This window comes from Bacillus sp. ISL-7 (assembly GCF_018613065.1).
In genome coordinates this window covers 30,510-53,243 of record NZ_JAGGQW010000018.1, presented here as the reverse complement: position 1 = coordinate 53,243, position 22,734 = coordinate 30,510, and the positions used below count along the sequence as shown (strand labels likewise).

The window sequence follows — 22,734 nt, the reverse complement described above, 5'->3', positions numbered from 1 at the left end:
TAGGCACGCCGCCAGCGTTCGTCCTGAGCCAGGATCAAACTCTCCAAGAAAGTTGATTAGCTCATTTTGTTACGTTGGCTTAGTTTCTTAATTGAAACTAAAAATTTTTGTTTGTTTGCACGATTTTGTTTGTTTAGTTTTCAAAGAACAATCTCGTTACTTCGTTTGAAGCAACTTTATAACTATAACATTTCAGCGATTCGTTGTCAACCAATTTATCAAATGTTTTTCAACACCAACAAGTTGTTAACTCGTCAATAACGACTGCTTTAATATAGTACCACCTAGATAAGACAACGTCAATAAAAATTTCAAATGAATTTACCAATATCAACTTTCTTCTATTAATAAGTATAAAAGCCGATCCAAACATTTGGACCGGCTCTCAATTTACTTAGTAATCTTAATGATACCTTCTTGCTTCAACTCCACTTGACCTTGCTTATTAATAACAATTTTTTCACCTTCAGCTAAGTTCGTGAAGACAATCGGTGTAATTGTGGATGTTGCGTGTTCTTTAATGTAGTTTAAATCTACTTTCAATAAAGGCTGTCCTTGTTCGACAATGTCATTTTCTGACACTAATGTCTCAAATCCCTGGCCTTTTAAATTAACAGTATCAATACCCACATGAATTAGTATTTCACGACCAGTATCAGATAAAATACCGATTGCATGTTTTGTTGGGAATAGGTTTACGATTTTTCCATTGACAGGTGAAACAATCATTCCTTCTGCCGGTACAATTGCAAATCCATCGCCCATCATTTTCCCAGCAAACACCTGATCCGGCACTTCAGTAATCGGCTTGATTTCCCCTTTTAGCGGTGCTGCAAATACTTCATTTTCACGTGCTTTTTGAAGTGCATCTGAATTAGTGGCCTCGTTCTGTTTTTCTGCACCTTTTTCTGGTGTAGCAACAGAAGTCGTACGAGGTCGCTTACCTGACATGATATCTTTCATTTGTCCTTTGATTGTTTCAGAACGCGGTCCAAAAATCGCTTGAATGTTATTACCTACTTCAAGGACACCTGCCGCACCAAGTTTTTTCAATTGGGCTTTATCAACGTTTTTACTATCATTAACCGATACACGAAGACGTGTAATACAAGCGTCTAAATGAGCAATATTTTCCTTACCACCCATTGCATCTAAAATATTAGCAGCTAAATCACCTTTGCCTGCTTTGCCTGCCGGTGCTTGGCTCTCATCTTCTTCTTCTAATTCACGACCTGGTGTTTTTAAATTCCATTTGCGGATCGCAAATCGGAAACCGAAGTAATAAATCAATGCAAAAACAAGACCTACAGGTATAACAATCCACGCATTTGTTTGTGGGTTGATTAAACCGAATAGAACATAGTCAATTAATCCACCAGAGAATGTCATCCCGATTTTTACATTTAACAAGTGCATTGTCATAAAGGATAATCCCGCAAAAATTGCGTGGATTCCAAATAATACTGGAGCAACAAACAAGAATGAGAATTCAATTGGTTCTGTAATACCTGTTAGGAAAGAAGTTAACGCCGCAGAAGCCATCAATCCCCCTACAATCGCTTTCTTTTCTGGTCGAGCCTCATGGTATATGGCTAGTGCTGCTGCAGGAAGTCCAAACATCATAAACGGATATTTACCCGTTGTAAATGTACCTGCAGTTAAATGTTGTACATTATCTTTAATTTGTTCCATGAAAATACGTTGGTCACCACGTACAAGATCGCCAGCAGCATTTGTATAGCTGCCAAATTCATACCAGAATGGCGCATAGAAAATATGATGCAATCCAAATGGAATTAATGAACGTTCAATGACCCCAAAAATAAAGGCAGCAACAGTTCTGTTTGCATCAACCATGTTAGTGGAGAAAAGATTCAAGCCTGTTTGAATTGGAGGCCAAATAACAATCATTAGCAATCCTAAAAGAACAGTACTTGCAGCTGTCGCAATTGGAACGAATCGCTTACCAGCAAAGAATCCTAGATAGGATGGCAATTCTATTTCGAAGAATCTATTATACATATACGCGGCAATCAGACCGACGATGATACCTCCAAAAACTCCGGTTTGCAGTGTTGGAATCCCTAAAACTGACGCGTAACTTTGAGGATGCTTCGCAAGCGCATCTGCATCTATTCCTAAAGCAGTTCCCATGGTTGCATTCATAATCAGGAAACCTACAATCGCAGCAAGTCCAGCTACACCTTCTCCTCCAGCTAGTCCAATCGCTACCCCAACGGCAAATAATAACGACAGGTTACCAAATATAACACTACCTGCCTGTTCCATAATTTTCGCAACCATCGCAATCCCACTATTATCTAAGAATGGGGCGAGGTCAATTAATGTCGGGTTTTGAAGTGCATTACCAACTGCTAATAATATCCCGGCAGCAGGCAAAATCGCTACTGGTAGCATAAGTGCTTTACCGACTTTCTGTAAAACACCAAAAGCATTTTTAAACATAAAAAATACCTCCTAATTTTTTGTTCGGCTCATAAAGCGGTTACATTATCCACAAAAAATACAATAAAAAAGGCATGAGTAAAAAAATCCAATTGAATGAAACTATGGGTATAGATTACCCCATTAACTTCATTTCAATTAAACTTTTTACTCATGCCTGATCGAATCAGTAACACGTAAAAAAATAAGTGCTATTTAAATTTTTTTTGAAGTCGCTGCAAATGCATTGTTAAATATACTGCTTCTGCATCAAAGACTTTCAATTTTAATGATTGTTGCATCACTTTAATGAGCTTCCATGAGAGATTATAACATACTGGATATTCATCTTTCAATAGGGAAGCGATTTTTTCTGGTTCATCGACTTTTTCACCCTTAACTACTCTATCAATCGCAAAGCGAAGGTGACGAACAAGTCTCATATAATCGATTCCTTCTTTATCTATCTCTATTTCAAGCTGTTCTTCTACCATATCAACCAATCTGCTGACTAGTTGTGAATGTTGATTTACATCCGAAAGATTTTTATTTGTAAGCGCACTATGAATATGCAGGGCGATAAATCCTATTTCACCAATCGGAAGGCTAATTCCTGTCTTATCCTTAATAAGCTCCACGACATCTTTTGCCACTTCATACTCATCACGATAAAGCGCTTTCGTCTCCACTAAAAATGGATTTTTCAATTCCATCCCTTGCGAGATCCTCGTTAAAGCAAACATAAGATGGTCCGTTAACGCCACATGGATATGTTCATTTAACATCGAATTTGTTCGTTGCTTGATTAATTCAATGGAGGCTATGATTACCTCTAAGTATTCATTATCAATAAAAGGAAGCAATTTAATATAATTTTCTTGTTCCTTTTCATTTTTTAAGACAAAAAGTTTTTCCACTGAATCTGTTTCAATATAGTCCCCGCGCTTGCGATTAAAGCCAAGTCCTTTCCCAATCAAAACAACTTCACCATAGGAAGGGTGTTCAGCAATTAAAACATTATTATTTAAAACCTTTTCAATCAGCAGTTCTGCCATACCCAATTCCCCATTTCTACCTTTTAACCTATTATTTACAGGATAAAAGAGAGAAAACAGGAAGTCAACGACAAAGTTCGACAGCTACATGAACTTACGACTAGTAATTTATTCAAATTTCATCCCTCTTAACCCAATAAAAAAGAACTGTGGCAGCCCACAGTTCCTTTTGACTTATTTTAAGAAAATGAAATATAGTACAAAGATTACAAAGAAGAAGTACATGACCGGGTGTATTTCTTTTGTTCTGCCCTTTACGATCATTGTAATTGGGTAGAAGATAAACCCAACAGCAATACCAGTAGCAATACTGTAAGTCAGTGGCATCGCAATCATCGTTAAGAATGCTGGAACAGCAATCTCAAAACGCTGCCAATCAATTTTCCCTAATGAAGATACCATTAATACCCCTACAATAATTAACGCAGGTGCCGTTACAGGTGCTGTAACAACCGATAATAACGGAAAGAAGAATAACGATAAGATAAAGAATCCAGCTGTTACTAAAGCTGCAAACCCAGTTCTCGCTCCAGAGGCAACCCCTGCAGATGACTCAATATAAGACGTTGTTGTGGATGTACCAAGTACTGCACCGACAGTTGTTGCAATCGAATCCGAAATTAACGCGCGTCCAGCTCGAGGGAGTTTATTGTCTTTCATGATTCCCGCTTGGTTCGCTACTGCGACAAGTGTACCAGCATTGTCAAAGAAATCAACAAACAAGAAAGTTAGAATAATTCCAAGCATTGCAGTGGTATAAAAAGAACTATCTCCAAACGAAGAGAAGGCTGCACCAAAGGTCGGCTCTAAACTTGGAACTGAATCGACTACTTTATGCGGCATATCAATTAAGTTAAAGATCATTCCGACGATTACTGTGATGACCATTCCATAAAATACGGCACCATTAATACCTCTTGTCATCATAATTACTGTAACAACGATCCCAAAAATAGCAAGCAAAGTAGGTCCTGCTGTCAAATTGCCTAAACCAACAAGTGTTGCATCATTATTGACCACAATACCAGCATTTTGTAATCCGATAAAGGTAATGAATAAGCCAATCCCCGCACCAACCGCGTGTTTTAAATCAACTGGAATGGCGTTAATAATTTTTTCTCGCAGGCCAGTGAGCGTTAATAAGAAGAAAAACACACCTGAGATAAGGACTGCGCCAAGGGCATGCTGCCAAGGAATCCCGCTTCCTAATACAACTGTATAAGCAAAGAACGCATTCAAGCCCATTCCCGGGGCTAGTGCTAGTGGATACTTTCCAAGAAGTCCCATGACAATCGATCCTATCGCTGATGCGAGGGCTGTTGCCACAAATACAGCACCATAATCCATTCGTAAGGCATCAGGATAATCCTTTATTGATGCTAATGATAATGTTAACGGGTTAACAACTAGTATATAAGCCATCGCTAAGAAGGTGGTCAGTCCACCAATAAACTCGCGGCGATAATTTGTACCGTGTTTCTCAAACTCAAAATACTTCTGCATTTATTTTCCCCCTATGAATCTTTTCTTTATTATGCAAAAAAAAGCTCCGGCATATTCTACCGGAGCGTGACTTTAGGCATGTGCAAAAATAGAGGAAAGGAAGCTAGCCTCTTTATTAATGACACTGCCTCGTAGTCAAGCCATTTACGGTGGCTCGGTAGAAACTTTTGGGCCATATCCCCAAGATTATACGATGCAATTATTATATTCTCTTAACTCGTTTTTTATTTTAGCAGGAAAAAAATATCTTGTAAACAAAAAATACGAACGATTTTAAAATTAAAATTGAAATCGTTCGTGAATATTTCACTCCTAAAGAAATAAGAACCGGGACTATAGTCCCGGTTCTTACGCTATCGCTTTTCTTATTCCCACTCAATCGTTGCTGGCGGTTTGCTGGTAATGTCGTACACTACCCGGTTCACATGCGCGACTTCGTTAACAATACGCGTTGAAATTACTTCAAGAACATCCCACGGAATCCTTGCCCAATCGGATGTCATCCCGTCAATCGAAGTAACCGCTCGAATACCGATGGTATAATCGTAAGTTCTAGCATCACCCATTACTCCGACACTGCGAATGTCTGGAAGTACGGTGAAATACTGCCATATTTCTCGGTCAAGCCCAGCTTTTTTAATTTCCTCACGAAGGATCCAATCCGAGTCCCGAACGATTTCAAGTTTATCCTCTGAAATAGCTCCTAAGACACGAATCCCTAGACCTGGGCCAGGGAAAGGCTGTCTCCAGACGATATCATCCGGAATGCCAAGCTCTGTTCCAAGCGCACGGACTTCATCTTTAAACAAGGTGCTTAATGGTTCAATTAAAGTAAACTGCATATCTTCTGGAAGGCCGCCTACATTGTGATGTGATTTAATCGTCTGTGCCGTAGCTGTACCACTTTCAATGATATCGGTATAAAGCGTTCCTTGGGCTAAAAAATCGATGCCCTTAAGCTTTGTTGCTTCATCATCAAATACATAGATAAACTCATTGCCGATGATTTTCCGTTTCTTCTCTGGGTCAGAAACGCCTTCCAACTTCGATAGGAAACGTTCTTTAGCATCGACCTTGATTACATTCATATGGAAGCCTTCAGAGAAAGTCTTCATCACACTTTCTGCTTCATTTTTACGGAGAAGACCATGGTCCACAAAAATACAAGTTAGTTGGTCACCAATAGCTTTATGAATTAACACGGCAACAACGGAAGAGTCAACCCCGCCGCTTAAGGCACAAAGCACCTTTTTATCGCCAACCTGTTCGCGAATCTTCGCCATCTCGATTTCAATGTAATTCCCCATTGACCAATCGCCAGTGCTTTTACAAACGTTGAAAACAAAATTCCTAAGCAATTCATTCCCATAAACAGAATGACGTACTTCCGGATGAAACTGAACAGCGTAAAGCTTTCGTTCTTCATCACTCATTGCTGAAATCGGGCAGTGCGGGTTTGTTCCGTCAACAGTGAAACCTGCAGGGGCTTCTACCACAAGGTCGCCATGGCTCATCCACACGGTTTGCTCTTTTGGCAGGCCGCTAAATAGCGCTGATTCATGCTGCACCGTCATGGTTGCTTTCCCGTATTCACGCTGGTTTGCTTTTTCCACCTTCCCATTGAAATGGACAGTCATTAATTGCATCCCGTAACAAATTCCGAGGATTGGCAGACCCATTTCAAATATTTCTTCATCACATCGGAAGGAATTTTCATCGTACACACTGTTTGGTCCGCCGGAAAAAATAATCCCTGTTGGGTTTAATTGGCGAATTTCTTCTGCTGTAATCGTGTGCGGATGCAGTTCACTGTATACCCCGAACTCGCGGATCCTGCGAGTAATTAGCTGGTTATATTGACTCCCAAAATCTAATACAATAATCATTTCATGCTTTCCTGGCAAAGCATTCACCCCAATTTTCTAAAGATATAGTTATTATTAACCATAACAACAAATGATATAAAAAAAACTAGAATTCTCCCTCCATTTAAATATCAGGAAGGCAGAATTCTAGTTTTCTTGCAAAGTGCTCACAGAAAAATCCTGCCTTCATAGTCAGGTCATTATACGGTGACCCGGTAGAGACTCTCGAACCTTATTTTCGAGGATATATGAAGGAAACGTACATATTTTGAAAAGCGCACACCCATTTAGCGAATTCCGCTAATAACTTACGCTAGACATTGAATAGTACATATTGTAACAATAGGTCGTTTTTCTGGTCAAGCAATTGTTTTTTTGATTAAATTTTCCCACAATTCATGCGATTCTTCCCAAGTTCCCTTTGGCAGGTTTTGATGATACACATAATTTTCATAAATAGCTGTCAATCGGGACATCTCTCTCGTCGAAAAGAACGAATCAATATAAAGGGCATAGTTCCTCAGTGTTTGGTTCTCCTTCCGCTTTAAACCGTAGCGATCGAACTGTTCTAATAATGCCAGGTAGGCAGTCCCGAAACTTTCGTCCTTTTTCTTGAACCGATAAACCGCTAACAGCAAGTACGGAACCCACTTCCCACGGATCCGATAAAGAATCGTAGATACTCCTGCTAAGAGTATGAATATAAGGACCATCCGCTTCCAATTATTTTTCAAAAACAATTTAGAATCAGTCCATATTCTTTTGATATCAGAGAATTGATTCGAATCCTTTGACGCCTTCGTATCATCAAGATTTTCCTGCTGAGGCTTTTTCACAGTTGGTGTGCTGGTTTGCGGATTAGATGATGATGTCGCTTTTGATTCATAATTGATGATGATTTCATTTGAAAAGCCCTTTGTCGGCTCAAATGGGACCCATCCTTGATTCGGAAAAAAGACCTCCACCCAGGAGTGGGCATTATTATTTGTTACTTCATAAACCTGTACCCCTGAAGCCTCATCACTATATTGGAGAAAATCTCCGCCCGTAAACCCTTTGACCCAGCGAGTGGGAATCCCCAGCGTTCGAAGCATAACTGCCATGGATGAGGAGAAATTATCGCAATAACCCCTTTTTGTATCAAATAAAAACTGATCGACATAATCATCGTTGGTGTCAGGCACCGCAACATTTTTTTGGTCGTAGGTGTATTCCGCTTTTCCAAAATAACTTTCCACTGCCTTCGCTTTATCGAACCAATTCGATTTTGAGGCAGTAATTTCTTCTGCTAACTCTTTAACTCTTGGTGGCAGTTCCTCAGGCAGCCGGGTATACTTTTCATAAAATTCAGGGTTGATGCTCATCGGATCAAAACTAGTTGTTTGCACTAAATCCTTTGCTTTATATTTGGGTGTTTCAAATTCAACTGTAAAGTCGCGAGGTACAACAGGAGCTTTGTTATGATTGTAAAAGCTGATTCTCTCATTCGTTGTATCGACCTCAAAGTCATTTCCAGCTGCATCAAGCGGCAGAATTTTTAACACTTTATTAATACCGGCAGGATACATAAGATAGTTATAATTATAACCTACATGGGTTAATACACGGGCAGTTTCCTTAATGGTCTCCACTGTTTTTGGCAATGAATAAACAGGGACCAAGTCTTCCTGTCGGAAGGAAATGGGCGTTGTCCCAGATGTTAGCCAGCCTTTTCCTGTGTAAACATCCTTCGTTTCCATCTTCCAATAATTTTTTCCGTTCGCTTCATAGTTAAAAACCGGGTTGTTGTCCCCTATAAATGGACCGCCTAAAGCCGAATCATTCGTTCCGTACCCAATTCGATGAACACCATTTAGATTGCGTTCTGGAACTTTATCGTTATTAGCTGTTAAATAGGGAACAGGATCAGGCCATATCGGTTCAGCTTTTGGTGCTGCTATTCCAAGAAAAACACTAAATGCAATCATTCCTGCTAGCGGCACCATCCACTTTCGAAAGAAAGCTGGCTCAGTGTTTACATTCTCGCTCTGGATAATCCGGTTAAACGTCAGCATCCCCATCACCGCAAAACCAGCCACCACTGTTCTGACAATCGCCGCTTTTGCGCTATAAGGGGTAAACGTATCCAACACGGTAATATAAATCAATGTCATAAAATAAAAGATAAATATTCGCTTCCGGTTTAAGAGCCAATAATGAATTAAATAGACCATTAGCCAAAGCAGCACAAAGAATAATAGTGTCCGGAACACATTGGATAAGTCGTTCCAGTCCCTTGCAGCGATCAAGCCAATATTATCGATCCCATCCGTTAATAAGGACTTAACCCAGCCAAACTGAAAGAACCCTTCATCATAGTGGATGCGGTTGATAGAATATAAGATAAATATCATTTTAATCAGGTATTGCCAAATCCATTTTAGATGTAAAAAAGAGAGGGCAAACGAAATAATCAGGAAAATAATAAATGTTTCAATATGTTCCGTTTCCGTTAATTGTTCAACTGGACGAAGCCACTCCCATAATAATAGAAAACCAAACGTATATAACAGAAACGACGGATAATCCCTTTTAATCAAAAAAGTTCACCTCCGAAAAGGCTGCCTTGTGTTGACCTTCATGAACCATAACAATCCGCACCCCTCGTGCATTGGCCATTGCAATGAGTGATCTTTCGTTTTCTGTTGGGGATTCTTTCTCCCCCTTTATTAGAAAAAGCGTAATGGTTCCTCCTTTTCGTTGTCCAAGAAAACTTGCTTTTTCAATCAAGGGTTTGGTTATCTGTGCAGTGACAAGCATAAATGAAACCGTTTGTTGGATAAACAGACCATCTGTATCTAACACCTTTTCAAAAGGTGAGATACATTTCGCTTCTATTTTTGCTAAATGATAAAAGAGTTGCTGGAGATGCTGTTCTCCGCCTCGGATCGGGAACAATGCCCGCTCGCTGCTAATCGTTAATAGGCCTGTCTGGGCTCCTTTTTTCAAAATGGCCCGCAGCAAGGAGGCGGTAAACGATACAACCGGCTCAAAGTGCTTATCCGGTACACAATCCATGACAACGAACACGTCGTGTGATTGCCGCTGCTCAAATTCCTTCGTCATTAGTACGTTTCGTTTCGCAGAGGCTTTCCAGTTAATCCACGAAAATCGGTCACCCGGCTGGTAGTCCCTTACTCCCGTAGCCATTGAGGTATCACGCTGCACACGTTCCCTTGATGCAGTCAGCCCTTGATCATACTGATTTTCGACTGGTCGATATAATAGCTCTGAATATGCTGGATAGACAATAATTTTCCCCTCTGCAGCTAACCTTTTTTCTTTTTCGAATAAGCCTAGCGGGTCACCGATTCTTACGGTAAAGGACTGAAAAAAATGTTCACCGCGTGGCAGCTCTTCCATGATATATTCATAAGAAAATTCCTTTTTCAATCCCGGTAAAAGAAGTGCCTTTGGTTTCTTTTGCTGATTGGCAAATTTCAAGGAATCATCTAAGTTGTCCTCGACAAGTAAATAAAATAACGGAAAGGATTTTGACCTTTTTACTGTAACTGCCACCCTTAAAGGTTCCCCCGCGTTGTAATCTAATTTTTGCAATGTTCTTGTGACTTCAAGTTCATTTAAGGAGTAGAAGGCTATGGCCACACAATAGATCGCAAAGGGTAAAAAGCTATAAAATAAAAACCAGCTGACAAAACCCCCTTGGAACATCGCGTAAGAAAAGGTTAATAGAATCAAAAAAAGTAACAGGATAAACTTCCACACTTTTTTGATTGGAATCCAGAGCTTTTTCATTCTATTTCACTAACCTTTGGACCGGTACAGGAACTCTTGCAACCACCTGGTTGACTATTTCTTCAGCAGTAATCCCTTCAAACTTTGCCTCTGATTTTAAAATGATCCGATGGGATAAGACAAAACGGGCCAAATATTGAATGTCATCAGGCAGGACATAATCATGTCCAAACATATACGCATAGGCCTGCGCTGCTTTCATTAAGGCAATTGAACCCCTTGGGCTTGCCCCAAGGTAGACGCTGCCATGTCCCCTAGTGCGATTGACAATGTCGACAATGTAACGCTTAATCGTATCATCGACGAAGACATCTTTAATTTCTTTTTGTAAATCTAGGAGGCCTTCAAGGTCAATCACTGGCGTTAAATCCTCAATCGGCGGAACCCTCTGTGCTCGGTTCAACACTTCCATTTCCTCTTGTAAGTCCGGGTAACCCATTCTCATTTTTAATAAAAAACGGTCAAGTTGTGCCTCAGGAAGCGGGTATGTCCCTTCATATTCGATTGGGTTTTGAGTTGCCATAACGAAAAATGGCTTGTTCAGTTGATGGGTTATTCCATCAATGGTTACACTCGCTTCCTCCATCCCTTCTAAGAGTGCCGACTGTGTCTTCGGGGATGTCCGGTTAATTTCATCGGCAAGAATGATGTTCCCCATTAACGGACCGGGACGAAATTGAAATTCCATTTCTTTTGGATTATATATGGAGACTCCGGTTACATCGGATGGCAATAGATCGGGTGTGAATTGAATTCTGCGGAAGTTAGCATTCACAGACTTTGCCAGGGCACGAACCATCATCGTTTTCCCGACACCCGGTACGTCTTCTAACAAGACATGGCCGCCAGCTAACAGGGCAACCAGACTAAGTTCAGCAACGTCTCTTTTTCCAATCATAACCTTTTCTATGTTTACTAGTATTTTTTCGATCACGGGATTTATTTGTTCAAGAGACAAGGTGACTCCTCCTTGGATGGTTTCTATCTATTTTGGGCATTCATCTAAGTATTCTATATACTCCTAAAATATTCCTTTGTAAATAGACACACAATATACAAAACTGGGTAACTACTAGACGAGGGTAAATTGGGGCAGGTTTCAAGTTTAGGGAATTGCTCTTTTTTGGGGTTTTTGGCTGATATTTTAGATTAATGGGATTTTCTGAGGGATATGGCTCATTCTTTATACGTTATGTCCGATTTTCAACGGTGAATGGCCTAAAATACATTTTATGGAAAATAGACTCATAAAAATAGCCTACTTCCATAAAAAGAGTAGACTCTTAATTTATAAATCTCTTGGATTAATTGCGATTTTTTCTTCTATAAGTTTCACTTTACTTTTCGGAACCCATCCAAGCCATGTATCACGATCTACTCTTGGTAGATTTGAATCATTTCCAAAAAGTAAAGAGACTGCGGCCACTTGGTACTCATTTTCTTTTTCCTGTAAAATTTGGACTTTCTCCCCTTGGATAATTCCATAAAGGGCAATACTCACACAATCCACTAATTCGCTAGGATTTACTATTTTTGAATATACCCCAGTATTATAAAGATCTTCAAATGTACTATCAATTTTTCCTTTTTCTTCGGTTATAATCTTAACATTATTATCCATATCCCCGGTTATTTCATACTCAGTTCCTCTGTACTTACCATATATTCCTGACTTTACCATCACATTCCCCCATTACTCTCAAGAGATAACGTAAATGAATACCAAAGTTCCTGCTGATTTTCTTTAAAAATATTCCTTAATTCATCGCTCAATGCAAACAGTTTTCTCTTATTCTTTTTAAATTCTTCTTTATTAATAGCATAGTTAGATGGGATATTCACACTATAATTAAAAGATTGTTTACTTACAGGCGTATTATAAAAAAAATAAGTTCCGCCTCCAGATTCTGATATTTGAGCATAAAAATAGAATTTCTCCCATTCTTCTGGAATCATTTCATTAACTGTTTCGGCAATTTCTCTGTATAATTTATTCATTTCTTTTTCCATTTTGAATTAACTCCCCTCACCATTAATAGAGATTATAAAAATAGATTCAAAGCTGATTTACTTTGAATCCAGTCTTTAATCTATCTTGCTTCTCCTTAATTAGTAGGAAAAACCATAGCCTCTTAAAAATAATGGTTTAATATTTAACTACGTTTTTGATCATTCATTCGTGCCAATATATTTAATACTTTTATAAAACTCATTTTCACTTCATAATCATTGCCAACGAAAAGTACTTCCTCTATCCCCTTGTTGATAGAATGGTTTAATACTTGATACAGACTGTTTATGTCGACGGATGCTGAAAATTCATTTTTATAACCATGCTCCAGCGACTCTTTTTTACTTTCATCCTGATTTGCATAAATTATAATAGTATTTTCAATTTGCAGCGGAGAAAACTGATTAAAGATTAGCCCTTCCCCTGTTGTCTCTTTTGCAGGTATGATCCATAATTTTTTTGACCCAAATTTCATTTGATTAAACAGAGTCATAATCTTGTATTCTTGTTTTTCTAAAACAGGCTGGCGTTGCATCGCTAGTAATGAGGTATTTACTAAATCATATACATTGGTGGTCAGCGTATTTTTCCCTTCATCAACAATTAATCCACTGACCCCAGAAAACATCGCATTAAATAAAAAAACCGTTAATTCCTCAATGGCTACTTTCTTATATAAGCCAACCTCATCTTTTTTCAATTTGTAATGGTTCGTATATTCCTTTGCAATCGATTCCTCAGTAAATAACCAAACGCTCGGAATATCGTTATAGCCTATGCCGCAGAAAATGGGAGCCGTCCCATCCTTAATACTTTCTAGTGATGATTCCTTCCTTACCACCGTAAACAAGTCTTTAGTTTTGACGATATCGAAGATAATCTTTTCATAACAGGACTGAAATTGTTCTGACGATTCTTCGTATCTATTTAATAAAGCAATCTTTTCCTGTACAAGACTTTCTGTCATCGATCCAGCCCCCCCTTATTCAAAAAGCTCAGTTTCTATTTTAAAACACTCCTCTATAGTAACTTCTCTTCGGATCGTGTTCTTGGTCAGATAATCTTCCTTTACATGAATAAGTTGATATTCATCATCAGATCCTAGTCTTTTCGTATACAGATCTCTATCTTGATAGTCGAGATTACACTCTCTGCCTAAATTGGAATCTGCCGTCACAATTTCCATCTCTTTATCATCCTGGAAAATACGAGTAACAAAAAATTCATAATTTTTGTATCGGGCGATAAAATACTCCCGATATAACTCCGAAACCTCTTCCTTTTTTACTTCTTTTTCATGTAAATCTTTATCGTATGCAGACATAGCAGATGTGAAACCAGGTTCTTTTCGGTGCAGAAATAATTTGATGCTCGTTATTTGACCTTTAACCCTTGCTGCAAAGGCCTTATATTTCTTATTATCATAAACAGCAACGCATCTATCCATAATACCCCCACACTTCTAATTATTATTAAAGTCTATTGGTTCAAAACGGCCGTTTCTAAAGATAGCAATTTTCTCCTCTTTGCCATCAACCACCCTATACATCTCAGCACCTTCTTGAATGTTTGCCCGATCATAATCCTTCACTTGCCACTCAGGAACAATCGTTTCATTTCTTCCGCCTAAAAAGCCATTATGTGTACAAGGATATGCATCAGTCGTTGAACCATAAAATTCAGTACCATATGGTATTTGAATCAAATCGTCCGACACATCACTGTATTTAAAGCGGATGACCGCATAAGAATCACCATCATCCGGATACGTTCTAATAACAACCCCATCTTTTTCATACGTATAATCTAACCGTAAAGTCTCAAGGGTTTCCTTATAGTCACCTGTTACATTTGCAACATCTTCATACTTTGCTACATACCCGGCAACGGTTGTATATGGCTTTTCTCTCCTTAGATAGTCATCAATGGAGTCTATTGGTACTACCTTACTCATTAAAGTGTCTTCAGTTGGTTTTTCTACTGACTCCCGAAGGTAAAAGATTAAATTCATTTCACGATCTGACAATTCTGAGACAGGCGTCAACTTAATCCGCTGGAATTCCTCTACACTGGTGTTATTTTCCTGTAAAACCTTTAAGATATTTTCTGAGATTCTTTCATCGGCCTGTTCTGCCACGTTAACTCTTCCACTTCCAAGGTTAACTCCATCAATCTAATTGTACAACAGGCGTAGTTTATCTTTCCGGTTTAGCTTTTGTACATCTTCCCATGTGTTAGCCCTTTGGTCGACTTCAAAAGAGAAGGTAAACATATCGTCTCCTTCTTCAACCATTGCGGGTACGAATAAGTCTGAGTCGTTATTGATTAAAGCCAATTGGCGAACATCTTTTACTCGTGTTTGTGATTTCGGCAAGTTCAGCTGCCAGCTATTGTTAAGAATGAGAAACTTGTATGTGATTGACTCCCATTGGATGCTTATTTCGTTCATGAGTTCTGACTCCTTCCTGCGAAACAGGCGCCATCTTCAGAAAGATTAGTGCCTGTTTCTATATACTTATAAAACTAGTAAAAGGTCTCCATTGGTTACCGGGTAATCGATAAGCCGATCGTCATCTGCTAATAAGAGATCTTTATTGGAAAGCTTTACTGCAAACAGAGGTACCATTGTAAGATCCAGATTTAAGGTTTCTGCCAAATTCACCAGCAGTTGATTAATCGGTTGGTGCGCAGGAATTCTTACGTCATACTGCCCTTTGCCCCATCTGCTAAAATCAACGGTCACGTTAACATGTGTTTGACCAGGCATGGTGGCCCCTCCTTTACCCAAGCGTTTTTCTCATCATAGTAAAGATCCCGCCGCAGCCAATCACGACCATCCCTAAGAACGTCATGATTGTTTTTGTATTCAAAATACCACCTTGTTGATCCTCAGGCTCGTTCTCGGAGGGAGCTGCAGTATATTGAACTGTATAATTACTCGAAAACAGTACCTTTTCGGTTTGTTTCAGGGTAATATCGGGCTTACTCGGCGAAACAAAAAGCCCTTGTTGTAAATCTGACGTGGATTGTTCCATTTCTATTTGTTTCGTTTTGAGGGTAGCCTGCGTTTGTTCCTTAAACAGGTTCGGCGCCCATTTTTTCCAATTCCGTTTCTTGATAGTCTTGAGTTTCTAAGTTCTCTCTTTCAAGTGCATCTTGGCCAATCCGGTCCGTTTGCAATCGAATTTTCCCGCTATGATCAAGGGTTTCCTCCGCCAAAGTCTGGAGTGAAAACATAAAAAGGAATCCTGTAAAAACAGTGATAACACTACAGAGCTTCATTAATTCCTTCATGATTACCCTCCTCGCTTTTAGCCGAACGATTAAAGACAAACAAATGGCCGGCAAGGCTGACAACCGTCAGGGCTGCTAAGCCAAAAATAATCCACTTTGTATCCGCTGCTCCACTTCCAAACTTCATTAATAACGTCTCAATGTATTGCAAAGGTGAGTAGTCTCTTAATGTAGCAGCGGTAGAAAATTGATCAAAGTGACGTCCAAGTGCCTCGGTTAGGAATAAATAGAGGCTCAAAATTACCAAAAGGATAAACATACCTGCCATTTTCAACTGCCGTAATAAATAAGCTGACACCATCAGCAATGTGACCATAATCAACGTGATTAAACCGATCCATTGCAGGAATTTCCCTTCACTCATTTGCAGTAAATAGGCTGACAGCAGTCCGATCACGATCCCCTCAACCAGACCAATACTCACAGTCATAATTGTGAGCGGTATATTCTTGCCAACAATTGTTTGTTCTCCCGCAAATGTGTCTTCTTGCAGACGTTTTCGCTCATGATTAGAGAGAACATAGGCGGTAAATAAGGCGACAATAAAACAGATCAAGACAACAAAGTAAGGTGTAAAGGTATCACCTGCAGCGATAACCCCAACATTCTTGGTTTGGACCGGATTTGAAAGAAAGCTTAACAAATCTTCATTTGGCCGTTCACCTATGCGGCTATTGGCTAGCACCCCGGCGAAATTGTCAGCAAAGTTTTGGTCCTCTGCCAATTTAGTTGTTAAATTACTCGAAAGGTTCCCTGCTTGTTGTACTAAAGTCGTTCCACTGGCTTGAATTTCCTTCGCTTGACGATCAATTGCATCGAAGGTTTGATAAATCGAATCAGCGGAAGTTAAATTAGATTTCGACTGGTCCGCTAGGGATTGACTTGCAGCAAGCAGCGAGTTAAATTCATTTCCTATCGATAGAACTGCCTGTTGTTCTTCGTCCCCATTCTGCAAAACTTTTGCTTGTTCAGTTTGTAAATTAAGACTTGCTTCGCGCCATGCTCTCAAATCTTTTAACGTCTCAGAAAGGTTCGTATTTAAAGTTTCTGCTTGTGCCGTTGTTTCCTTTATCCTTTCCGACATTTGGGCTGCATTTTGATTGGCATTGTCAACCAGCAGCATATATTCATCTATTTTGCCTTTTACATCTTCTGTCTGTTCCCGTATTTCCTCTGTTATTTGTTCAGCAATATAAGATGCTAACACATCGACAATGTCTTGCTTATTAAATAAATAATATAGTGAATCCCCATCTGCCATATCCGTCAGATTGGTTTGATTCAAATCATTTACTAGGTCCTGACGATTAAATTGATCTATGCCAATGCCAAAGTATAAATTATACAGAGTCAATAACTTATGGAAATCACTGACGGTATCGCTGGAAGCATTGATCAGAACACTTGTCGAATCCCCGGTAAGAGGTGACATCACTTGGCGGGTAATATGGTTATTTAAAATTTCCAATCTCTCAATAATGCTTTTGTTGTCATTGTCACTTGTTTGAATCAACTCTTGATTTTCTACCGTCTTTTCGTCCGTCGTATCATTCGGACTTTTGCCCATTTCTTCAACTGTTATGGGCTGATTACTTTCATAGGACGATACGGATTGCTCGGTTTTCTTTTTAATTTCAGCTGAAGTTCCCTCTTCCGTACCTGGCAGTTCTGGAAGATCTACATCGGTTATATCCTTCTGATCGAGTTCCCAACTCCATGTAATAGGCTGGAAAACATCTAGGATTGCATCCATGTTTTTAAGACTCACATCAACTTTTACAGTGAATTGTCCTTCATCTGATGAAGGCAGTTTAATTTTTGGGTTACTAAGAAATAACTCAGTATAATCCATTTCTTGACTATTTGGTAATGATAATAAAACTCTCTCAATCTCAAATTCTTTTGGAATCGATAGAGTAAATTCCTGCCCATTCTTTTTATTTTTCTGAAGGTTTACGGTATCTGTCAGAGTTACCCCCTTTGTCACCAAATCACTTTTGACTTGTTTTACTTTTTCAGACAAAGGAATCCCATTTGTATCACGATTAGGGGTATAACCAAACTCTTGATTGTATTTATTGGTGACAGCTATGACATTTTTTAGCTGTGTGATGGTTTGATCACTTAGGCCTAGGCCGTCTAAATCATTACTATCAAGTGTTGGCAGCAGATCAATTTGCTTTTGTAATGTATCCCGTGCATTTTTATCTGGAGCAGCAAACATATGATTTAAGGAAACATTTTGCTCTTGACCTGAACTATGTTTTATTTCGTTCTTAAGCTTATCGGCAATTAATTGCTCCATATCTGATGCCAATTTGTCCGACAGCTCTGCATTCTTTTGATCCATTTTATCCTTTGTGTCCTTCAGGTACGCTTGAAGGGCGGCTGATTCGGTTAAAATAGTCGCCGACTGATTACCATCCTGGTGGAACTGGTCATTGATAGCCTTATTAGCTGACGTTAAATAATCTAATTGCTGCATGACATCGCCATAATTCATTTCACGATCTAACATGTTAAGCTGGCCAGAGAAACCCTTTGTTAATAGACCATTTGCCGCTTTCAGTTTTGTAAAATCCACTAAGCTGGATTGGTAGGTATGGCTTGCGGTTACATCCTCACCCAGGCTAGTTTCAAACCCCTTTAATAGGTCCTGTAAGCCGGTAAAGCTCTCTCTCGATATCTTTGTGCTACTCTCAACAGCTCCAAACTGAGCGGTGTACCCGGATATGGGACGATGGATCGATTGATCATAGAAGTTCGTATATACTTGCTCCTTGTTTACCAATGTTCCGATATTGTCCTGAGCATCATGTAAATTGCCGATCACACTGGCGAAATAGACATCAATTATCTGGCGGTTAAAATCTCCCAGGATAGCGCTCGCCGTTTTCTCGGCTTTGGCTATTATATTGCTGTTATCTGAAGCATTAATTTTGTAGTTCAATACCACCTGTTCTGGTGATTTCGAATCAATTGATAATGCCTTTTCTGTAAAATCATTCGGAATGACAATCATCATGTTGTAGACATTCCGCGCAAGGCCGCTTTCAGCTACACCACGGCTGACAACATACCAGTCATGTGTATCATCTTTCTCAATATTCTTGATAAATTCTGCACCGAATTCATAGTTCTTATTGTTAAAACTTGCAACTTGATCTTCATTAACCAATGCTACGGTCATTTTCTGCTCATCTGTGTTGGCTTTGCTATTTGAAACTTGATTCAATGCCAGATAAGAGATGCCTGAAGATAGCGCAAGGATCAGAACTAGAAATAACAAGGCACCCCGCTCAACCCTTTTCATCCACTCAACCCCTGAAATTTTTAGTATGTAATAAAGAAATGATTTCTATTTATATATAAAAACACTTTAATATGTTGGGAGACTTTTTGAAGTTGCCTGCTAGCTGCAAACAAAAAATAAAAGCCACACAACAATTGTCGCGTGGCTTTTGGTTTTTTGGGAACATAGCCCCGAATGACATTCCACTTATCTAATGCTCATCTTTCATTTGTCAGGCAAATGAATTAATTAAGCCCAAAATTCTGCGATAATTGCTCATCTTGTTGAGCAACTGCATCTGCCGTTTTGTTCAATTGTGTATTAATTTCCTGCATTAATTGAGCAAAATTTTGTACTTTTGGCTTCAACTGGTTAAACTGATCGTCAAATCTTTGGAAGGCACGGCCTTCCCATTCACCACGAAGTTCATTTTGTAAATTAGTTAAGTCCCTTAAAATTTGCTCAATTTGTTGTGAACTTTGCCCATAGCGAGTCGCTTTAGCTTTTAACTCCGCTGGGGTCATACGAATTTGTCCAGCCACTTGTTCTCCATCTCCTCTGCCTATAGTTTGCCGTGGAATTAATTAATCACGATTTCCAGACAACAACACTACGTTGGAAGTAAATTCCTATCTATTTATTTAACATAGGATCTTGGAACATTCAAACGCATCTGGAAATGGGTGGTATTTCGTCTAGTACTTTCCTTCTAATTTACATTAAAACTGGGAATTTTTAGCCGGAGGATAAGGGAAATATGATTCTTTCTTAGTAAGACATAGGGTTTGTTTTTTGACTATATATAAGGAAATGTCAAAAATCGTAGCACTATTTACCTGTTTTTCCGAGTTGGAATGGGTTCCTTGCACAGTTCCAAATACACAAACTTTACTTGACAAGACGATGTGGTAAGTAGCTATGGTGATACGAAGAAATGAAAAAAGAGGCTTCTCATAATTACCAATACGAGAAGCCTCTTTCAAAGAGTAAAATATTTTTCATTTTTATCAATTTGCATTCAAACTTTAGCAATTTCTATCTCAAAACCACTTGGCAATGCTTCAATAGCTCCTATTTTTGTACAAACAAGCGCTCCAACCTTATTAGCGAAAGACACGATGTCACGGAGCTTATCAAAATCATTACTAATAGTTTTGATTTGTTTAGAGTCTGCAAATCTGTATAAGGCTGCTCCGACAAAAGCGTCACCTGCACCTGTAGAATCAATGGATGTAACCTGAATGCTGTTAACAATCTCATTTTTCTTTCCATTAGACAGCAATGTTCCTCTTTTACCAAGCGTAACTGCTATTATTTCCGCTCCCATTTCATGAAGGAGACTAACACCTTCTTCATGATCTTTAGTCTCTGTGATAATCTCCAATTCCTCATCACTTACCTTAACAAAATCACTTAAAGCAATTGCCTTTTTGGCAATTGTGACAAACTCATCGACTCTTCCCTTCCATAAATCGCCTCGATAGTTAGGGTCAAACGAAATAAATTGTCCCTCATCTTTAGCATTGGAAATAAGATTTAGGTAGGTGCTGCAAAATGGCTCAGATAACATAGCTGTCGCCGAACCAAAATGGAGAATCTTTGCATTCCTTATTTTATCTTGATCAATATCGTCTAAGGTCAAAAAAGCATCGGCTCCCCTATGGAATACAAAGTCCCGCTCTCCACTTTTCTTTAATGAAACAAAGGCTAAAGTGGTTGGTACTTTCTCATCCATGACAAGCATAGAGGTATCTACGTTTGCAGCGTCTAATGTTTGTTTCAAGAAATCCCCAAATGGATCCTTCCCTACTTTTCCGCTAAACGCTGCGTCCCCGCCTAATTTTGCAATGGCAGCTGCGACATTGGCCGGTGCACCACCAGCACTTTTTTCCCTTTATTAAATCCATGTCAATATCCGTACAAAAGAAATCAATTAATAATTCTCCAACACAGACAACTGAAAGATTTCTAGTTATATTACTTTGCACATCTATCACACTCATTTACTAAATTTAAATTTTTATATAAAGAATAATTAAACTGGTTGTTTTGATCTTTGCTCCAAATCTGACATCATATTTTTATATTTTTTCTCTGTTAACGGATAGAAGCTTATGATTAATACAGCAAGTAAAATAAAAAGTCCTGGGATCAATGCATTCATATTTTTAATAGCATTTAGTGACGTTACTGTCTGTTCTGCATTAGGTACATAGCCTGCTATCCCTAAATAAATGGCAGAGAATGACCCCGCGAGGGCAACTCCTAATTTATTAGTAAAACTCATGCTGGAAATAACCACGCCATCAGCCCGAACTCCAGTTTTCCATTCAGCATAATCTACACAATCGGCAATCATACCCCAAGCTAGCGTATTTAAAGGAGTTGTAAAAAAGCCCGAAGCAAATAACCAAAATAAAATTAACGTAACTGAAGAATATGGAGTAAAGTGCAGCCCGATGTACGAAATAAGAGATATAGCAGCTGAGATAATCATTACGTTCTTTCTACCCCATTTTTTTGAAAATACAGGGATAAATAAGTTACTGATTAACGCTGCCCCAAAAAATAAAACGGTTCCCCAAAACACTAATTCCTTTTGATGGATATTGTACGTAAAGTAGTACACCATGGTACTAAGTTTAATATTAAATCCAATAGCAAACGCCAAAAATGATGAGGCTAGAATTAACAAAGGCTTGTTCTTAAATAAAACAGATAACGTCATTTTAATTCCATGTTTCTCGCTCTTTTTGGGGACAATTCGCTCTCGTACTGTAAAAAAGCTAAAGAGGTTCAAAACGATACTTACCATCGCATAGACTAGAGCAGTCATCTGAAACCCAAGTTCTTGATTCTCCCCTCCAAATGCTGTTGCAAGTGGTGTTGCAAATGAAATGGATAGTAGGATTCCTATATAAACCAATATCATCCGAGTAGTTGTTAATACGGTTCGTTCTTGCACGTCATTAGTTATCCGCGCTGTTAAGCTGTTAACTGGAATCGTTTGCATACTAAAGGACATTCCTAGCAAAATATAGGTAACATACGCATAGATAATGTTTCCCGTCGGGCCAAAGTGAGGGTTGGTAAAACACAGGAAAGTGAATAATGCGAACGGAAGGGAGACCCATAATAAATATGGTCTTGCTTTCCCCCAGCGTGTGTTGGTCTTATCTAAAATCATCCCCATGATTGGGTCAAAAATAGCATCTAAAATTCGTACGGCAAGGAATAGAGTTGCAATAACCGCAGGGTGAATCCCACCGACATCCGTATAATAGAAAAGGAGATACGCGTTAACAAATTGGAAAACAATATTATACGACATATCACCAAGTCCGTATCCAAATCGTTCTAACCAGGATAAACCAGTACTAGTATTACTAGAGCGGGAACTTTTTTTGCCTTTGGCCTTCAATCCTGCTAATTGTCCTGTTTCTATCATAGATTATACCTCTCCATTCGTTCAGT

The 22,734-nt window shown here is 39.0% G+C and carries 18 protein-coding genes, 2 pseudogenes and 2 riboswitches; all 20 genes and pseudogenes read right to left on the bottom strand.

Annotation, left to right across the window (positions count from 1 at the left end; all coding sequences use genetic code 11):
• Window positions 1-390: 390 nt before the first annotated feature.
• Window positions 391-2,466: a glucose-specific PTS transporter subunit IIBC gene (gene ptsG / locus J7E66_RS04985; protein ID WP_214998311.1), complete on the bottom strand. Its 2,076-nt coding sequence runs from the start codon at window positions 2,464-2,466 to the stop codon at window positions 391-393.
• A 191-nt stretch (window positions 2,467-2,657) separates the two neighbouring features.
• Window positions 2,658-3,500 (bottom strand): glucose PTS transporter transcription antiterminator GlcT, encoded by an 843-nt coding sequence (gene glcT / locus J7E66_RS04980; protein WP_214998310.1) that lies wholly within the window; start codon window positions 3,498-3,500, stop codon window positions 2,658-2,660.
• A gap of 174 nt (window positions 3,501-3,674) precedes the next feature.
• Complete coding sequence (locus J7E66_RS04975) at window positions 3,675-5,003, bottom strand: NCS2 family permease (RefSeq protein ID WP_214998309.1); 1,329 nt, start codon at window positions 5,001-5,003, stop codon at window positions 3,675-3,677.
• Window positions 5,004-5,115: 112 nt separating this feature from the next.
• A riboswitch (purine riboswitch) is annotated at window positions 5,116-5,217 on the bottom strand.
• A 151-nt stretch (window positions 5,218-5,368) separates the two neighbouring features.
• Window positions 5,369-6,889: a glutamine-hydrolyzing GMP synthase gene (gene guaA, locus J7E66_RS04970; RefSeq protein WP_214998314.1), complete on the bottom strand. Its 1,521-nt coding sequence runs from the start codon at window positions 6,887-6,889 to the stop codon at window positions 5,369-5,371.
• A gap of 148 nt (window positions 6,890-7,037) precedes the next feature.
• Window positions 7,038-7,140, bottom strand: a riboswitch (purine riboswitch).
• Window positions 7,141-7,227: 87 nt separating this feature from the next.
• Window positions 7,228-9,447 (bottom strand): DUF4129 domain-containing transglutaminase family protein, encoded by a 2,220-nt coding sequence (locus tag J7E66_RS04965; protein ID WP_214998308.1) that lies wholly within the window; start codon window positions 9,445-9,447, stop codon window positions 7,228-7,230.
• On the bottom strand, window positions 9,440-10,663 hold the full coding sequence (locus tag J7E66_RS04960) for a DUF58 domain-containing protein (protein ID WP_214998307.1): 1,224 nt from the start codon (window positions 10,661-10,663) through the stop codon (window positions 9,440-9,442). The genes J7E66_RS04965 and J7E66_RS04960 overlap by 8 nt, the downstream gene beginning before the upstream one ends.
• Window position 10,664: 1 nt before the next feature.
• On the bottom strand, window positions 10,665-11,621 hold the full coding sequence (locus tag J7E66_RS04955) for an AAA family ATPase (protein ID WP_214998306.1): 957 nt from the start codon (window positions 11,619-11,621) through the stop codon (window positions 10,665-10,667).
• Between the two features lie 330 nt (window positions 11,622-11,951).
• Window positions 11,952-12,344, bottom strand: a complete 393-nt coding sequence (locus tag J7E66_RS04950; RefSeq protein ID WP_214998305.1) for a hypothetical protein — start codon at window positions 12,342-12,344, stop codon at window positions 11,952-11,954.
• Between the two features lie 8 nt (window positions 12,345-12,352).
• Window positions 12,353-12,673, bottom strand: a pseudogene (locus J7E66_RS04945) (immunity protein YezG family protein); the annotation flags it as partial.
• Window positions 12,674-12,816: 143 nt separating this feature from the next.
• Window positions 12,817-13,641, bottom strand: a complete 825-nt coding sequence (locus J7E66_RS04940) for a hypothetical protein (protein WP_214998303.1) — start codon at window positions 13,639-13,641, stop codon at window positions 12,817-12,819.
• A 15-nt stretch (window positions 13,642-13,656) separates the two neighbouring features.
• On the bottom strand, window positions 13,657-14,121 hold the full coding sequence (locus J7E66_RS04935; RefSeq protein WP_214998302.1) for a hypothetical protein: 465 nt from the start codon (window positions 14,119-14,121) through the stop codon (window positions 13,657-13,659).
• Between the two features lie 15 nt (window positions 14,122-14,136).
• Window positions 14,137-14,811, bottom strand: a complete 675-nt coding sequence (locus J7E66_RS04930) for a hypothetical protein (protein WP_214998301.1) — start codon at window positions 14,809-14,811, stop codon at window positions 14,137-14,139.
• A gap of 36 nt (window positions 14,812-14,847) precedes the next feature.
• Entirely contained in the window at window positions 14,848-15,123 is a 276-nt protein-coding gene (locus tag J7E66_RS04925; protein WP_214998300.1) for a type VII secretion protein EssB/YukC, read from the bottom strand.
• Window positions 15,124-15,189: 66 nt separating this feature from the next.
• On the bottom strand, window positions 15,190-15,441 hold the full coding sequence (locus J7E66_RS04920; RefSeq protein WP_214998299.1) for an EsaB/YukD family protein: 252 nt from the start codon (window positions 15,439-15,441) through the stop codon (window positions 15,190-15,192).
• Window positions 15,442-15,454: 13 nt separating this feature from the next.
• Window positions 15,455-15,715, bottom strand: coding sequence for a type VII secretion protein EssA (gene essA, locus J7E66_RS04915; protein ID WP_374103828.1), 261 nt, complete (start codon window positions 15,713-15,715; stop codon window positions 15,455-15,457).
• A 34-nt stretch (window positions 15,716-15,749) separates the two neighbouring features.
• Window positions 15,750-15,968 (bottom strand): type VII secretion EssA family protein, encoded by a 219-nt coding sequence (locus tag J7E66_RS04910; protein WP_214998298.1) that lies wholly within the window; start codon window positions 15,966-15,968, stop codon window positions 15,750-15,752.
• Window positions 15,943-19,281 (bottom strand): type VII secretion protein EsaA, encoded by a 3,339-nt coding sequence (gene esaA, locus J7E66_RS04905; protein WP_214998297.1) that lies wholly within the window; start codon window positions 19,279-19,281, stop codon window positions 15,943-15,945. Before esaA ends, J7E66_RS04910 begins: the two co-directional genes overlap by 26 nt.
• A 224-nt stretch (window positions 19,282-19,505) precedes the next feature.
• A complete protein-coding gene (locus J7E66_RS04900) occupies window positions 19,506-19,802 on the bottom strand; it encodes a WXG100 family type VII secretion target (protein ID WP_026565218.1) in 297 nt (98 codons plus the stop codon).
• A 476-nt stretch (window positions 19,803-20,278) separates the two neighbouring features.
• Window positions 20,279-21,263: pseudogene (locus tag J7E66_RS04895) on the bottom strand (carbohydrate kinase family protein).
• Between the two features lie 32 nt (window positions 21,264-21,295).
• On the bottom strand, window positions 21,296-22,708 hold the full coding sequence (locus J7E66_RS04890; RefSeq protein WP_214998296.1) for an MFS transporter: 1,413 nt from the start codon (window positions 22,706-22,708) through the stop codon (window positions 21,296-21,298).
• Between the last annotated feature and the right edge of the window lie 26 nt (window positions 22,709-22,734).

Bases quoted from the DNA above. Each gene is read 5' to 3' on its own strand.
- ptsG (WP_214998311.1), bottom strand. From the start codon at position 2,466: ATGTTTAAAAATGCTTTTGGTGTTTTACAGAAAGTCGGTAAAGCACTT.
- glcT (WP_214998310.1), bottom strand. From the start codon at position 3,500: ATGGCAGAACTGCTGATTGAAAAGGTTTTAAATAATAATGTTTTAATT.
- J7E66_RS04975 (WP_214998309.1), bottom strand. From the start codon at position 5,003: ATGCAGAAGTATTTTGAGTTTGAGAAACACGGTACAAATTATCGCCGC.
- guaA (WP_214998314.1), bottom strand. From the start codon at position 6,889: ATGATTATTGTATTAGATTTTGGGAGTCAATATAACCAGCTAATTACT.
- J7E66_RS04960 (WP_214998307.1), bottom strand. From the start codon at position 10,663: ATGAAAAAGCTCTGGATTCCAATCAAAAAAGTGTGGAAGTTTATCCTG.
- J7E66_RS04950 (WP_214998305.1), bottom strand. From the start codon at position 12,344: ATGGTAAAGTCAGGAATATATGGTAAGTACAGAGGAACTGAGTATGAA.
- J7E66_RS04940 (WP_214998303.1), bottom strand. From the start codon at position 13,641: ATGACAGAAAGTCTTGTACAGGAAAAGATTGCTTTATTAAATAGATAC.
- J7E66_RS04935 (WP_214998302.1), bottom strand. From the start codon at position 14,121: ATGGATAGATGCGTTGCTGTTTATGATAATAAGAAATATAAGGCCTTT.
- J7E66_RS04925 (WP_214998300.1), bottom strand. From the start codon at position 15,123: ATGAACGAAATAAGCATCCAATGGGAGTCAATCACATACAAGTTTCTC.
- J7E66_RS04920 (WP_214998299.1), bottom strand. From the start codon at position 15,441: ATGCCTGGTCAAACACATGTTAACGTGACCGTTGATTTTAGCAGATGG.
- J7E66_RS04910 (WP_214998298.1), bottom strand. From the start codon at position 15,968: ATGAAGGAATTAATGAAGCTCTGTAGTGTTATCACTGTTTTTACAGGA.
- esaA (WP_214998297.1), bottom strand. From the start codon at position 19,281: ATGAAAAGGGTTGAGCGGGGTGCCTTGTTATTTCTAGTTCTGATCCTT.
- J7E66_RS04890 (WP_214998296.1), bottom strand. From the start codon at position 22,708: ATGATAGAAACAGGACAATTAGCAGGATTGAAGGCCAAAGGCAAAAAA.